General features: G+C 38.2%; 16 protein-coding genes. 15 read left to right on the forward strand and 1 reads right to left on the reverse strand.

The annotated features are described in order from the left end of the window. Positions 1 to 43: 43 nt before the first annotated feature. The 15 genes from DN064_RS09620 to DN064_RS09690 all read left to right on the forward strand — a co-directional run bounded on the left by DN064_RS09620 (position 44) and on the right by DN064_RS09690 (position 13127). Complete coding sequence (locus DN064_RS09620; protein ID WP_115462434.1) at positions 44 to 1144, forward strand: PQQ-dependent sugar dehydrogenase; 1101 nt, start codon at positions 44 to 46, stop codon at positions 1142 to 1144. After that, complete coding sequence (locus DN064_RS09625; RefSeq protein ID WP_115462435.1) at positions 1141 to 1563, forward strand: c-type cytochrome; 423 nt, start codon at positions 1141 to 1143, stop codon at positions 1561 to 1563. Before DN064_RS09620 ends, DN064_RS09625 begins: the two co-directional genes overlap by 4 nt. Positions 1564 to 1612: 49 nt before the next feature. Continuing rightward, positions 1613 to 2218: a uridine kinase gene (udk, locus tag DN064_RS09630; RefSeq protein WP_115462436.1), complete on the forward strand. Its 606-nt coding sequence runs from the start codon at positions 1613 to 1615 to the stop codon at positions 2216 to 2218. Further along, positions 2218 to 2544, forward strand: a complete 327-nt coding sequence (locus DN064_RS09635) for an FtsB family cell division protein (protein ID WP_115462437.1) — start codon at positions 2218 to 2220, stop codon at positions 2542 to 2544. The genes udk and DN064_RS09635 overlap by 1 nt, the downstream gene beginning before the upstream one ends. Further along, positions 2537 to 3877, forward strand: coding sequence for a methylmalonyl-CoA mutase subunit beta (locus DN064_RS09640; RefSeq protein WP_115462438.1), 1341 nt, complete (start codon positions 2537 to 2539; stop codon positions 3875 to 3877). The genes DN064_RS09635 and DN064_RS09640 overlap by 8 nt, the downstream gene beginning before the upstream one ends. Before the next feature lie 45 nt (positions 3878 to 3922). Further along, positions 3923 to 6037 carry a methylmalonyl-CoA mutase gene (scpA, locus tag DN064_RS09645; RefSeq protein WP_115462439.1) on the forward strand — a complete coding sequence of 705 codons (2115 nt, stop codon included), beginning with the start codon at positions 3923 to 3925 and terminating at the stop codon, positions 6035 to 6037. After that, a complete protein-coding gene (locus DN064_RS09650; RefSeq protein WP_115462440.1) occupies positions 6034 to 6438 on the forward strand; it encodes a hypothetical protein in 405 nt (134 codons plus the stop codon). Before scpA ends, DN064_RS09650 begins: the two co-directional genes overlap by 4 nt. A gap of 10 nt (positions 6439 to 6448) precedes the next feature. After that, a complete protein-coding gene (locus DN064_RS09655) occupies positions 6449 to 7327 on the forward strand; it encodes an SDR family oxidoreductase (protein WP_115462441.1) in 879 nt (292 codons plus the stop codon). Between the two features lie 103 nt (positions 7328 to 7430). Then, entirely contained in the window at positions 7431 to 8213 is a 783-nt protein-coding gene (locus DN064_RS09660; protein ID WP_115462442.1) for a ParA family protein, read from the forward strand. Continuing rightward, positions 8197 to 9099: a ParB/RepB/Spo0J family partition protein gene (locus tag DN064_RS09665; RefSeq protein ID WP_115462443.1), complete on the forward strand. Its 903-nt coding sequence runs from the start codon at positions 8197 to 8199 to the stop codon at positions 9097 to 9099. The genes DN064_RS09660 and DN064_RS09665 overlap by 17 nt, the downstream gene beginning before the upstream one ends. After that, on the forward strand, positions 9089 to 9676 hold the full coding sequence (locus tag DN064_RS09670; protein WP_115462444.1) for a DUF5683 domain-containing protein: 588 nt from the start codon (positions 9089 to 9091) through the stop codon (positions 9674 to 9676). The genes DN064_RS09665 and DN064_RS09670 overlap by 11 nt, the downstream gene beginning before the upstream one ends. Before the next feature lie 3 nt (positions 9677 to 9679). After that, a complete protein-coding gene (gene dapB / locus DN064_RS09675) occupies positions 9680 to 10381 on the forward strand; it encodes a 4-hydroxy-tetrahydrodipicolinate reductase (RefSeq protein WP_115462445.1) in 702 nt (233 codons plus the stop codon). A gap of 64 nt (positions 10382 to 10445) precedes the next feature. Further along, the gene (gene lepB / locus DN064_RS09680; protein WP_115462446.1) at positions 10446 to 12194 is read left to right on the forward strand and encodes a signal peptidase I; all 1749 of its coding nucleotides are present in this window, start codon (positions 10446 to 10448) and stop codon (positions 12192 to 12194) included. Positions 12195 to 12204: 10 nt separating this feature from the next. Further along, the gene (locus DN064_RS09685) at positions 12205 to 12822 is read left to right on the forward strand and encodes a WbqC family protein (protein WP_115462447.1); all 618 of its coding nucleotides are present in this window, start codon (positions 12205 to 12207) and stop codon (positions 12820 to 12822) included. Then, positions 12819 to 13127 (forward strand): DUF6122 family protein, encoded by a 309-nt coding sequence (locus tag DN064_RS09690; protein ID WP_115462448.1) that lies wholly within the window; start codon positions 12819 to 12821, stop codon positions 13125 to 13127. Before DN064_RS09685 ends, DN064_RS09690 begins: the two co-directional genes overlap by 4 nt. Here the strand turns inward: DN064_RS09690 and DN064_RS09695 are convergent. After that, positions 13116 to 14138: an endonuclease/exonuclease/phosphatase family protein gene (locus tag DN064_RS09695; protein ID WP_115462449.1), complete on the reverse strand. Its 1023-nt coding sequence runs from the start codon at positions 14136 to 14138 to the stop codon at positions 13116 to 13118. The two genes, DN064_RS09690 and DN064_RS09695, sit on opposite strands and share 12 nt — an antisense overlap. Positions 14139 to 14140: the final 2 nt, after the last annotated feature.

Consider the following 14140-nt stretch of genomic DNA (forward strand, 5'->3'; position numbering starts at 1 on the left):
CTACTTAGAAATTCATATTTTTAATCTTCTTAACTCGCATTTTATGAGCAAGCTCCAAACCAGTCTTTTATTATTAATTCTGTTCACTTTTGCATGTGCTCAAGACAAGAATGAAGTTAACACGGAATACGACTTTGAATTGATTGTCAAGGACCTCACAAATCCATGGGGCTTTACTTTTTTACCAGATGGTTCAATGCTTATTACAGAAAAGCGTGGAGATCTATTACTTTTTAGAAACAATAACAAGACAACTATCAAAGGTCTTCCTGAGATTTACGTGAGAGGTCAAGGTGGTTTCATGGATATTACTCTCGACCCGAATTATGAAGAGAATGGTTGGGTTTATTTTTCCTTTGTTTCATCAGAGGGTGACGGATATGGTGGAAATACAGCTATTGCAAGAGCAAAACTTAATGGTCATGAACTTTCTAATCTTGAAATATTATACAAGGCAGCACCAAACACTCGGGTTGGGCGTCATTTTGGATCCAGATTAGCCTTTGACAATGATGGGTATTTGTATTTTTCTATCGGTGATCGGGGTAATCGTGATGAGAACCCCCAGGACATTACTAGAGATTGCGGCAAGATTTATCGGATTAACCCTGATGGTTCAATTCCTGAAGACAATCCATTTGTTAACAATAACAACGCCAAATCAGCTATATACTCTTATGGTCACAGAAACCCGCAAGGAATGATCAAACACCCAATAACTGGTAAAATCTGGACACATGAACACGGACCTAAAGGTGGGGACGAGATTAATATTATAGAAAAGGGTAAAAACTACGGTTGGCCTATTATAAGTTATGGGGTTAACTATAGCGGAACTAAGTTTACCGATATCACAAGTAAAAAAGGCATGAAACAACCCCTACATTATTGGGTTCCTTCCATAGCTCCAAGCGGTATGGCTTTCATCAATAGTGCAAAGTATGGGAACTGGAAAGGTAATCTTCTTGTAGGTTCACTGAAATTTCAATACTTAGACATGTGCTACATGGAAAATGAGAGGGTAGTAAAGGAAGAAAGACTGCTGGACGGGATTGGTAGAGTTAGATCTGTAGAGCAAGGTCCTGACGGTTATATTTATGTCGGAGTCGAAAATCTGGGAATTGTAAAATTATTACGTCAATGAAAAAAATATTACTATTGATATTCGGAGTTCTATTCTTGTCATGTGGTAAGAAAAAAGAACAAGACTATTATTCCAAAAATAACGACAGCCTTCGAAAGAGTATTTCGCGAGGTGAAATCATCTATAACGATTTATGCATGACGTGTCACCTGGGAAATGGACAGGGTGTTCCAAGAGCTTTCCCCCCATTGGCTAACTCAGATTATCTCAAAAACAATCAGGAAGCTAGTATTAAAGGCATTAAGTACGGCATGTCTGGTGAAATTGTAGTTAATGGGATTACTTACAATAGTGTTATGGCTACCATGGGTCTAGATGATCAGGAAATTGCTGATGTCATGAACTACATCAATAACTCCTGGGGTAATTCTTTTGGAGAAATGGTAACAGTGGAAAAGGTGACAAAAATCACTCCATGACTTTATTGAAATAACTAAATTTGTTAGGTAACAAAAACCCCATGAATTAATGTTCATCATTGGTATCGCTGGTGGTACGGGCTGCGGCAAAACAACGGTAGTCAATACAATCGTAGAACAACTAAACAGCGATGATATCGTTGTCATCTCTCAAGACTCTTATTACAAAGACACCTCCCATTTGTCCTTTGAAGAACGAGTCGCTATAAATTTTGATCATCCCAGATCGATTGATTTTGATTTATTGGTTCAACACGTTAAGACATTAAAGAAGGACACTGCTGTTAAGCAACCCATATATTCCTTTGTCGAGCACAATAGAACCGGTGAAACAGTCCTTACAGAACCTAAAAAAGTGCTTATCGTAGAAGGAATCTTAATATTCAACAATCAGGAACTCCGAGATTTATTTGATTTAAAGCTATTTGTTCATGCTGATAGTGATGAACGGTTGATACGAAGAATGAAACGTGACATTGGAGAACGAGGTAGGGATATGAACGAAGTTCTGGACCGCTATCAGAATACTTTGAAACCAATGCATCAACAGTTTATCGAACCTACTAAAGAATTTGCAGATTTAATAATTCCATATAACAACTACAATGCTGTTGCCATTGATGTCGTTAAAACAATAATAAACAACCTCATCTAATGGCTATAAAACTCCCAAAATACCTTAAACCATTTAAAAATTTATACGTCTTAGCGCTTATCGTCTTTGCAGTTTGGATGTTATTTTTTGATACGCACTCGTATTTGTTACATCGCGAATTAAATGAAGAAATTGAAGATCTTGAAAACGAAAAGACCTATTACAAAGGTGAAATGACAAAGGACAGGAAGGCCATAAAGGAGTTAAGCACTGAGGCTGGTGTAGAAAAAACGGCTCGAGAGACCTACTACATGAAAAAGCCCAACGAAGACATATATATCATTGAATACGAAGATAGTATTCCCAAAAAGAAAACAAATGAGTAAACCCTTATTTCAAGAATTTGATAGTGCAAGTTCGAAATCTTGGAAACAAAAAATCCAAGTCGATCTTAAAGGGGCCGATTACAACGACACCCTTGTTTGGCAGTCACCAGAACAAATCAATGTAAAACCGTTTTACCATCCGGATGAGTTTGAATCAGGAGATTATAACCAACCCTTAGCTGAGGGTCATGATTGGAACGTTGGACAGTCAATTACTGTAAAGGATTCCTTGGAAGCCAATCATACTGCTAAAGACGCTATAGTTAGAGGAGCTGAGAGTCTTGTATTCGTAATCCAATCCAACGAGGTTGATTATTCAAAACTTCTTCAAAATTTAGAGAATATACCAGTGACCATAAAGGGTGGTAAGTACACTGATCTTCCTGTAAAAAATATTCGTTGGGAATTTGACCCCATAGGTCAGTTGGCTTCTTCGGGGAATTGGTTCCAAAATATGGATGCAGACTTAAATGAATTAAAGGTTTTAGTAAGCAAAACAAATCAATTAAATATTGATGTTAGCTTTTATCAAAATTCAGGAGCAACAATAACCCAAGAACTCGCCTATATAATGGGTCATTTCAATGAGTACTTAAACACATTTCATAACGCACAGCAAGATGTTTCAAATATTGATGTACAGGTTTCAGTTGCTATTGGAGGTAATTACTTTTTTGAAATTGCGAAACTCAGAGCATTGCGTCTTTTATGGTCAACATTGGCCAAGACCTACGGAGCTAATAGCAAATGCATAATTACAGCACAACCATCACGTCGGAATAAATCAATTTATGACTATAATGTCAACATGCTGCGCAGCACGACAGAGTGCATGTCTGCTGTTTTAGGAGGGGCCGATATTATTTACAATTCCGCGTATGATTCATTGTATCATGAAGCGAACGAATTTGGTGAGCGCATTGCACGAAATCAATTACTCATATTAAAACACGAGAGCTATTTTGGTCTTGTCGAAAATCCAGCGGATGGCTCATATTATATCGAATCGTTGACGGAGCAATTGGCTGATAAAGCCCTGGAAATTTTTAAAGGAATTGAAACCTCAGGTGGGTTTATACAACAATTAATGTCAGGAACCATCCAAAGAAAAATCAAGGAAAGTGCTAAGACTGAACAAAAGAAATTTGACGATGGTGAATTGGTACTTTTAGGGGTAAACACCTTCCCAAATGAGGCTGATAAAATGGGAGGAAATCTTGAATTAGATCCTTTTTTAAAGTCTTCTTCACGAAAAACATTAATTAAACCAATTATTCAAAAAAGGTTATCTGAACAACTGGAAAAGAATCGTTTAGAAAATGAAAAATCTTAACTATAGATTTTTTCTATAGTTGATTTTTACGAAAAATTTGATGTCATGAGAAAAGATTTAGAACATCTGAGCTTAAATAAATTAAGCCACAAGAAATATAACGAGAAAGAACATAGTACAGCCGAGGGTATTAGCGTTAAAAACAGATACAATCCTGAGGATATTCAAGGATTCGAGCACCTCGATTTTGCGGCAGGAATTGCACCAAATTTAAGGGGCCCCTACTCGACCATGTACGTTAGACGTCCGTGGACGATACGCCAATATGCAGGCTTCTCCACAGCAGAAGAAAGTAACGCTTTTTACAAAAGAAATCTTGCAGCCGGGCAAAAAGGGTTGTCAGTAGCCTTTGATTTAGCGACACACCGAGGTTATGACTCAGATCACGAACGTGTTGTTGGTGACGTAGGAAAGGCGGGGGTAGCTATAGACTCAGTTGAAGACATGAAAATTTTATTTAATGACATTCCATTGGATAAAATGTCAGTGTCCATGACCATGAATGGCGCGGTATTGCCAATCATGGCCTTTTATATTGTGGCAGCTGAAGAGCAGGGAGTAGCACCTGAGCAATTAGCAGGCACCATACAAAATGATATTCTTAAAGAATTTATGGTGAGGAATACTTACATCTACCCACCCACCCCTTCGATGAAGATCATTTCTGATATATTCAAATACACCAGTAAAAACATGCCTCGTTTTAACAGCATCAGTATTTCGGGATATCATATGCAAGAAGCTGGTGCTACATGCGATATTGAGTTGGCCTACACACTTTCCGATGGACTGGAATACATTAGAAAAGGATTGGAAGCAGGTATGGATATTGACGCGTTTGCACCAAGACTTTCGTTTTTCTGGGCGATCGGGATGAACCACTTCATGGAAATAGCAAAAATGAGAGCTGCACGAATGCTTTGGGCTAAGTTGGTAAAACAGTTTAATCCAAAGAATCCAAAATCATTGACCTTAAGAACACACAGTCAAACATCTGGATGGAGTCTAACAGAGCAGGATCCTTTTAATAATGTAGCAAGGACCTGCATTGAAGCAGCAGCAGCTGCGTTTGGAGGAACCCAGAGTTTGCATACTAATGCTTTGGATGAGGCTATAGCCTTACCAACAGATTTCTCCGCCAGAATTGCCAGAAATACACAAATCTACTTACAAAAGGAGACCCACATTACAAGAACAGTCGACCCCTGGGCAGGCAGTTATTATGTCGAAAGTTTAACTAAGGACATTGCCGATAAAGCCTGGGAACATATCCAGGAAATCGAGTCCTTAGGCGGTATGACCAAAGCAATTGAGGCCGGAATACCTAAGCTAAGAATTGAAGAAGCAGCAGCAAGAAAACAAGCTAGAATAGACTCTGGACAAGACATTATTGTTGGCGTAAACAAATACCGCTTAGATAAAGAGGATCCAATACAAACCCTCGAAGTAGACAACCAGACAGTAAGGAAACAACAAATTGAAAGAATTGAAGCCGTAAAAAACAGTAGAAATTCAAAAGCTGTTATGCAGGCTTTACAAAATTTAACTAGAGCCGCTAAAACAGGTGACGAAAACCTCTTATCTTTAGCGGTAGAGGCAGCCAGATTGAGAGCAACTTTGGGTGAAATTAGTGATGCCTTAGAATCTGAATTTGGACGTTATAAGGCTCAGATTAAATCATTTTCAGGAGTGTATAGTAAAGAGATTAAAAATGACAAGAGTTTTGCCACAGCCCGCGAATTGGCAGACAAGTTTGCCGAACAAGATGGGCGTCGACCTAGGATTATGATTGCCAAAATGGGACAAGACGGCCATGATCGTGGTGCTAAAGTTGTAGCAACAGGGTATGCGGATGTTGGATTTGATGTTGATATAGGCCCCTTGTTTCAAACTCCTCAAGAAGCTGCAAAACAGGCCGTAGAAAATGATGTTCATATATTAGGCGTATCTTCGTTAGCAGCTGGCCACAAGACGCTTGTTCCTCAGGTCATTGAAGAATTAAAATCATATGGTCGTGACGATATCATGGTCATAGTTGGTGGAGTCATTCCTAAACAGGACTATCAGTATTTATTTGATGCTGGTGCCGTAGCGGTTTTTGGTCCAGGAACAAAAATTAGTGAAGCCGCAATTGAAATCTTAAATATTTTAATTGAATGATAATTTTAGGTTATCATCATCTAATCAATAAAAGAACTTGGTTCACCAGACCCTTAACTGTATTGGCATTAGTACTCTTATTTTCAAGTAGTTTCAGCTGTAAAAGTGAAGACGCAGGCAATGAAAATCGAATTGAACAATGTAGAGACGGAATTGATAACGATAATGATGGGTTTATTGATTGTGACGACGACGATTGCAACGGATCAAACAATTGTTCTGAAGTGTGCAATGATGGTATAGACAATGATAATGACGGATTTATAGATTGTGATGATGGTGATTGTGAAGACTTTGATGATTGTTTAATTGAACGCTGTATTGATGGTGTTGACAATGATGGGGACGGTCTTGTAGATTGCGAAGATCCGGATTGTGCAACCAATCCCAGTTGCGAATAAAACTTAAGATATGACAAACCAGAAAATGCTTAGAGATGATGCCTTAAAAGGCAAGACCATAGTTGTAACAGGCGGTGGTAGTGGATTAGGTAAAGCCATGACCAGATACTTCCTCGAATTGGGCGCACAGGTTGCCATCACCTCAAGAAACTTTGAGAAATTAGAAGGCACGGCGGCAGAACTAGAGTCTGAAACAGGTGGAGAATGCCTTCCTGTACAATGTGATGTCCGTGAAAACCATCAGGTTGAATCCATGCTTAAGACAGTAGTAGAGAGATTTGGAAAAGTAGACGGACTGCTGAATAATGCTGCAGGTAATTTTATTTCACCTACTGAACGTTTATCACCGCGTGCGTTTGATGTTATTATAGATATAGTTCTTAAAGGCACCAAAAACTGCACCTTGGCATTTGGTAAACATTGGATCGAAAAACAACAAAAAAACACCACCGTACTTAACATTGTTACCACCTATGCCTGGACGGGCTCGGGTTATGTGGTGCCAAGTGCGGCCGCAAAAGCCGGGGTCCTAGCAATGACGAGAAGCTTGGCTGTGGAATGGGCCAAATATGGTATGCGTTTTAATGCCATTGCACCAGGACCATTTCCTACTAAAGGAGCCTGGGATCGGCTAATGCCAGGAAATCTTCAGGAAAAATTTGACATGTCTAAAAAGGTGCCGCTTCAGAGAGTTGGCGAACATCAGGAACTAGCCAATTTAGCTGCTTATCTTATGTCTGATTTCTCAGCTTACATCAATGGTGAAGTTGTTACTATTGATGGAGGTGAATGGCTTATGGGTGCAGGAGAGTTTAACATGCTCTCTGAAATTCCTGAATCCCTATGGGACCAACTAGAAGCAATGATTCGAGAAAAGAAGAACAAATAAGACTGCTTTCGACGCATATTAAACAGCTGTTCTTGTTAACAAAATACGTTTTTATTCCACACAAATAATTGTATTTTTACCCTGATTTAAAGCAAAATCTTGCATGGGTAAAATCATAGCCATTGCCAATCAAAAAGGTGGGGTTGGCAAAACCACAACCTCGGTAAACTTGGCGGCGTCACTAGGTGTTTTAGAAAAGAAAGTATTACTGATCGATGCAGATCCCCAGGCAAATGCCAGTTCGGGTTTAGGCATTTTGGTTGAAGAAGTTGAAAATGGCACCTATCAGGTTCTAGAACATACTGCACCCGCCAGAGATGCTATAACAAAAACCAACGCTCCTAATGTTGATATAATTCCATCACATATCGATCTAGTAGCAATTGAAATTGAACTGGTAGATAAAGAAGCTCGTGAATACATGCTTAAGACAGCAATAACAGAGCTAAAAAAGGAATATGATTTTATATTAATAGATTGCGCTCCTTCCCTAGGCTTATTGACATTAAATGCCCTTACAGCCGCAGATAGTGTCATAATCCCTATACAATGCGAGTACTTTGCCCTAGAAGGATTAGGAAAATTATTAAACACTATTAAAAGTGTTCAACGCATACACAATGAGAGTCTTGATATAGAAGGCATGCTGCTTACCATGTACGATTCGCGGTTACGACTGTCAAATCAAGTAGTTGAAGAGGTACAAAAGCACTTTAGTGATATGGTGTTTGATACTATTATACAACGAAATGTAAGGCTTGGTGAAGCTCCAAGTTATGGTGAGAGTATTATAAACTACGACGTAAGTAGTAAAGGTGCTACTAATTACCTTAATTTGGCGAAGGAGATTATAGTAAAAAATCAAACTAATGGCGAAGGCAACTAAAAAACAAGCGTTGGGACGTGGGTTATCAGCTTTGCTGAAAGATCCTGCTAATGACATTCAATCTGCGTCAGATAAGAATGCGGATAAGGTAGTTGGCAATATTATTGAAATATCCATAGAGGATATTGAGGTGAACCCGTTTCAGCCCAGAACCAAATTTAACGAAGACACCTTAAAAGAACTCGCTATATCCATTAGAGAATTAGGAGTAATTCAACCCATTACAGTTAGAAAAGTTGCTTTTAACAAATACCAGCTCGTTTCTGGTGAACGTCGCTACCGCGCTTCTAAATTAATTGGACTTAATACCATACCTGCCTATGTGCGCATCGCTAATGACCAGGAATCACTTGAGATGGCCCTCGTTGAAAATATTCAACGCCAGGATCTGGATCCCATTGAAATTGCGCTTTCCTATCAACGATTAATTGATGAAATCAATTTAACACAAGAGCAAATGAGTGATCGTGTTGGAAAAAAACGATCAACTATTTCTAACTATCTCAGATTATTAAAGTTAGACCCCATTATTCAGACCGGTATGCGTGATGGATTTATTTCCATGGGTCATGGACGAGCAATGATCAATATTGATAAAACAATTGATCAATTGGAAGTTTATGAGAAAATCATTAAGAATAAATTATCAGTAAGAGCTACAGAATCCTTAGTTAAGAATTTAAACAATCCTTCAACTGAACCAAAAACAGAAGGAACATCTGAATTACCCAAACACATCAAGAAAGGGATCAAAGAAATCTCAGAATACTTTGGTCATAAAATAGACGTTAAAGTCTCTAAGAATGGCAGTGGCAAAATAACAATCCCATTTCATTCAGAAGAAGATTTTAATCGTATCAAAAAATTGGTAAAAAGTGCTAAGTAAGCATCTATGTTCACTGGTCTGTTTTTTAACATTCAGTTTATTAAGTTTTTCCCAAACCCAAATAGACAGTACGGCTCTTGGGGATACTCAAGATTTTAAGCTTGAAACAACCGTTGAAAAAAGACCGCCAATTAATCCCTTATCCCCTTCAAAAGCAGCTTTCTATTCGGCTGTTTTACCTGGTTTAGGTCAAGCCTATAACAAGAAATACTGGAAAATTCCAATTGTATACGCTGCCATAGGAACCGGTGTATACTTTTACATTAGTAACAATAATCTTTTGAATAGTTATAGAGATGCTTATAAACGCCGTCTGGCCGGCTACGAAGATGACGAATATTTTGGGCGGGTTTCAACTGATGGTTTAATACGAGCACAACAGGTTTACCGACGCAATCAAGAACTTGCCCTATTAATTACAATTGGTCTGTACGCTCTTAATATCGTCGATGCAAATGTTGATGCTCACCTACTTCAATATAATGTAGATGAGAATCTCGCTGTTAGACCTCATGTGAAATACAATCAAATGGAAAATGCTACAGACATGGGGCTTACGGTAAATTTTAAATTTTAAATTATGAATATTGGTCTCTTGGGATACGGGAAAATGGGTAAAACTATTGAAAGGCTAGCTTTAGAACGACAACATAATATTGTGCTTCGGGTAGACCAGCCTTCTAATACCATTGATTTTAACAATGTGGATGTCGCCATAGATTTTAGTCTCCCAAATGCCGCTGTTTCAAATATAAAATCGGCCATTGATGCAGGAGTTCCTATTATTTCGGGAACTACCGGCTGGCTCGACAGTTATTCTGAGGTAGTGGACTATTGCCAATTAAAAAATGGGAGCTTTCTATACGCCTCAAATTTTAGTCTTGGAGTCAATATCTTCTTTGAAATCAATCGCACCCTAGCAATGCTCATGGGTGGTTTAAAAGATTATAGTGTAACAATGGAAGAAATCCACCATACTCAAAAGCTAGATGCCCCCAGCGGTACAGCAATTTCACTTGCTGAGCAGATTATAGAAAACACAGACTATGAGGACTGGAAATTAGATGAAGAGGCTGATCACAGTATCCCCATAACTGCGAAGCGCATTGCAAAAACCCCTGGAACACATAGCGTAACTTATAATTCTGAAGTTGATACACTTCAAATTTCACATGAAGCGCATAATCGAGATGGATTTGCGCTTGGAGCTATCATAGCTGCTGAATGGATCCAGAATAAAAAAGGAGTGTTTGACATGAAAGATGTGTTAAACATTGGTTAATTTGCCCATGCCTTGAAACAATTAAAGATAATTTCCAACTCACAGTAAATCATAATATCAGGTCATGAATCAATCACAGTGGCTCATTTTATTTTTAGCAATACAAATTATCCATGGTTTAGGTACCTGGAAATTATATATCAAAGCAAAACGGCAGGCCTGGGAAGCTTTCGTTCCAGTTTATAATGCTATTGTTTTGATGAAAATCATTAACAGACCCTGGTGGTGGACCATTTTAATGATACTCCCCATTGTTAATCTCATAATGCTTCCAGCTGTATGGGTCGAAACTGCGAGAAGTTTTGGTAAAGATTCTAATCTAGATACATTTCTCGCAATTGCAACCTTAGGGTTTTACGCGTTTTACCTGAATTACATTGCAGAGGTAAGCTACATAGAAAATAGAGATCTTAAACCTAAAACATCTGCTGGAGATTGGATCAGCTCCATTTTATTTGCTATAGTGGCGGCCACAATCGTCCATACCTACTTCTTTCAACCATTTGTAATCCCATCTTCCTCATTAGAAAAATCACTTCTTGTGGGAGATTTTTTAATCGTGAGCAAAATACATTACGGTCCAAGAGCTCCGATGACGACAATTGCAGCACCAATGGTTCACGATACCATTCCAGTAATCAAGAAAAAATCATACCTCTACAGTGACAAGATAAATGAAAAAGAGAGCTCATGGAAAAACTGGTTCCAGCTCCCTTACTTTAGGATTCCGTCCTTCCAAACCATCAAACGCAATGAGATAGTGGTCTTTGGTCAGCCTGCAGATACCTTAAGGGACATGAATGATTTCACACCTGACAGAAACTACTACAAACCAATAGACAAAAAGACAAACTTAGTTAAACGCTGTGTAGGTATAGCAGGCGATACTTTAGAGATACGTAATGGTGATATTTTTATTAATGGGGTAGAGACAGTTTATCCAGATAGAACCGATTTAATGCACAATTATGTATGGACATCACGAAGCCAAATTACTCAGCGTATAATTGACAAGTTCGAAATTGAGAATTTTATGTACTTCTTTGAGGTCGATCCTAAAACCTGGGATGATGAAGGATTAAGGCAATTTATTGAAACCAACCCTGGTTTAGCCTATTTAAAGGAGTATCGTCGTGATTCAACCAAGGTTGAAATTTTTGGTCAAGCTGCAGAAAACGTTTTAAGTCAATTAAATGTAAAGGCCATACCCAATAAATACATGATCAACATTAGTAAGAATTTTAGTGAAGGGTTGGCAGTGCGTACAGAGACCATTACAATTGAGCGATTTGCCAATACGGTTCCTGAACGAAACATTTTCCCAAGAGATGCAATGTACTCATGGAATTACGATAATTTTGGCCCCTTGTACATCCCTGAGGCTGGTAAAACCATAGCTATAAATGTATCTAATTATAACTTATATAAGCGCGTTATTTCAGAATATGAAGGTCATAAAATCGTTGCGAAAGGAAATCAGGTTTTTATAGATGATAAACTAGCAGATAGTTATACTTTCAAGCAAGATTATTATTGGATGATGGGCGATAACCGTCACAACTCTATAGACAGTCGTGCATGGGGATTTGTTCCATTTAACCACGTCATTGGTAAACCCGTTTTTATTTGGATGAGTATTGACGGTATTAATGATGGCTTATCTAATTGGAGGCCACGAACCGATCGTATTTTTACTACTGTAAGCGGTGATGGTGGCCGAATTTCATATTTCTGGCCTTTCGTTGTTGTGGTAGCCGGAATTAGTTTTTATAACCGCAGACGAAAAAAGAAAAAGGCTGCTAACAAGTCTTAATGTTCATTCAATGGGAGTTCTTCTGACACCTTGCTACTTTGGAAGCATCTCATTTTGGACTGCCCTTTTAAGTAACCATGAGGTCTTTTTTGAAATATGGGGATCTTACCAGAAACAAACCCTCAGAAATCGAAGCAACATTTTGGGTGCTAATGGCAAACTAGGACTTACCATTCCCGTCAACTATTCTCAAAAAAATCGCCAGTTGCTTAAAGATGTTCAAATTGCCAACACCAGCAATTGGCAGGAACTGCACCTAAAATCTTTAGCTTCTGCTTATCAGATGTCCCCTTTTTATGAGTATTATATTGATGCAATAATTGAGCTCTTTGATGAGAAATGGGATTCTCTATTAGAATTAAATTTAGCCACAATAAGGTGTGTTTTAAACTGTCTAGACCTTGACCTGGGTTACCATCTTACCACTCATTTTGAAAAAAGTCCTGAAAACAGTCAAGACCTAAGGTATTTGGCTGGAAAAAACGCCCCATCTCCGTTTATCCTGAAGTCTTATACACAAGTATTTTCTCAAAAGTTTGGTTTTACTGAAGAGCTTTCGATCCTCGATTTACTATTTAATGAGGGCCCAAACACGGAAAACATATTGCTTAGTCAATTGAACGGATGATACAAGGACTCATACACTACGGATTACATTTTGGATTGCCATTGCTCGTAGCTTTAATCTTCTACAGGCCAGTCTGGCTAAAAGCCTATGGTATTATGCTCCTTGGCCTATTCATAGATCTGGATCACTTATTAGCAACACCGATTTTTGATCCCAATCGCTGCAGCATTAATTTTCATCCTTTACATACCTATTGGGCTATAGGTGTTTATGTGTTACTCTGCATTCCAAAGAAGACACGATGGCTAGGTCTGGGACTTTGTATACATATCATTGCAGATATCTCTGATTGTCTATTGATGTAAGGTTAGTGTAGTCTTAATTGGGTAGTGATCGGAATACTTGACCTTGTAAGTTCGGCACTTATTAACGGTTACCGAGTCGTCGGCTAAAATAAAGTCAATTCTAAATGGAAAGAACTTAAAATCATAAGTACGCCCAAATCCTTGTCCTGCCGTTTCAAAAGTATCCTGGAAGCCGTCTAACAACTCATTATAAACATAGGAATATGGTGTGTTATTAAAATCACCGGAAATAATGACGCGATAAGGTGAATCTTTCATGTGCTCTATAACCTGCTCTACCTGTTGTTGCTGGGCTTGAAACGTTTTACTTATTCGCTTCAATAAATTTTCAGAAGATTCTTTTTTTAAGGACTCTACTGAAGTGTTAATCTTAGAACTTTGCAAATGAATATTATAAATACGCATGGTATCCTTTTGATTAACCACATCGATATAAATAGCATCATTATAGGTGTCTGGAAATGCAATTGCACCCGAATTAATTATCGGGAACTTGGAAAAAATCGCCTGTCCGTTTTTTACCCGATTGCCAGACAATGATTCATATTTATAATAGTCCGGCAAATCAAAATCCTCGTCGATATGGTACTCTTGTATAGCTAAAATATCAGGAGACTCATCTAATATAAAATCTTGAATTTTTTTAGCGATCCCTTCTTCCTCTATCCACCCGAATAAATTAAAAAGGCGCACATTGTAGCTCATGACCGTAAAACTTGTTACAGTTTCTGGAAGCTCTTTTCCTGAAAACTGATACATAGAAGTTAGGTAATTAAATCCAAGAAGAAGAACAACCACTGATAGGAGCCATTGCTTTTTAAATTTTATAAACCAATAAAGTGCGAAAAGTAAATTTAAGATGATAAAAATTGGCACTCCCAAACTAAGGACCGATAGTATTCCAAATTGCTTCGGCGGAAGAAAGCTTAAGCCATAAGACAACAGCAATAGCAAGGCTGCCAAACTATTAATTGTAAAGATGATTTTTTCTAAGAAACTTAGACCTTTCATTA

It is taken from the genome of Winogradskyella aurantiaca, assembly GCF_003362725.1.
Taxonomy (GTDB): Bacteria; Bacteroidota; Bacteroidia; order Flavobacteriales; family Flavobacteriaceae; genus Winogradskyella_A; species Winogradskyella_A aurantiaca.

Coding starts and splice junctions, on each gene's coding strand:
- DN064_RS09620 (WP_115462434.1), top strand. CDS start 44: ATGAGCAAGCTCCAAACCAGTCTTTTATTATTAATTCTGTTCACTTTT.
- DN064_RS09625 (WP_115462435.1), top strand. CDS start 1,141: ATGAAAAAAATATTACTATTGATATTCGGAGTTCTATTCTTGTCATGT.
- udk (WP_115462436.1), top strand. CDS start 1,613: ATGTTCATCATTGGTATCGCTGGTGGTACGGGCTGCGGCAAAACAACG.
- DN064_RS09635 (WP_115462437.1), top strand. CDS start 2,218: ATGGCTATAAAACTCCCAAAATACCTTAAACCATTTAAAAATTTATAC.
- DN064_RS09640 (WP_115462438.1), top strand. CDS start 2,537: ATGAGTAAACCCTTATTTCAAGAATTTGATAGTGCAAGTTCGAAATCT.
- scpA (WP_115462439.1), top strand. CDS start 3,923: ATGAGAAAAGATTTAGAACATCTGAGCTTAAATAAATTAAGCCACAAG.
- DN064_RS09650 (WP_115462440.1), top strand. CDS start 6,034: ATGATAATTTTAGGTTATCATCATCTAATCAATAAAAGAACTTGGTTC.
- DN064_RS09655 (WP_115462441.1), top strand. CDS start 6,449: ATGACAAACCAGAAAATGCTTAGAGATGATGCCTTAAAAGGCAAGACC.
- DN064_RS09660 (WP_115462442.1), top strand. CDS start 7,431: ATGGGTAAAATCATAGCCATTGCCAATCAAAAAGGTGGGGTTGGCAAA.
- DN064_RS09665 (WP_115462443.1), top strand. CDS start 8,197: ATGGCGAAGGCAACTAAAAAACAAGCGTTGGGACGTGGGTTATCAGCT.
- dapB (WP_115462445.1), top strand. CDS start 9,680: ATGAATATTGGTCTCTTGGGATACGGGAAAATGGGTAAAACTATTGAA.
- lepB (WP_115462446.1), top strand. CDS start 10,446: ATGAATCAATCACAGTGGCTCATTTTATTTTTAGCAATACAAATTATC.
- DN064_RS09685 (WP_115462447.1), top strand. CDS start 12,205: ATGGGAGTTCTTCTGACACCTTGCTACTTTGGAAGCATCTCATTTTGG.
- DN064_RS09690 (WP_115462448.1), top strand. CDS start 12,819: ATGATACAAGGACTCATACACTACGGATTACATTTTGGATTGCCATTG.
- DN064_RS09695 (WP_115462449.1), bottom strand. CDS start 14,138: ATGAAAGGTCTAAGTTTCTTAGAAAAAATCATCTTTACAATTAATAGT.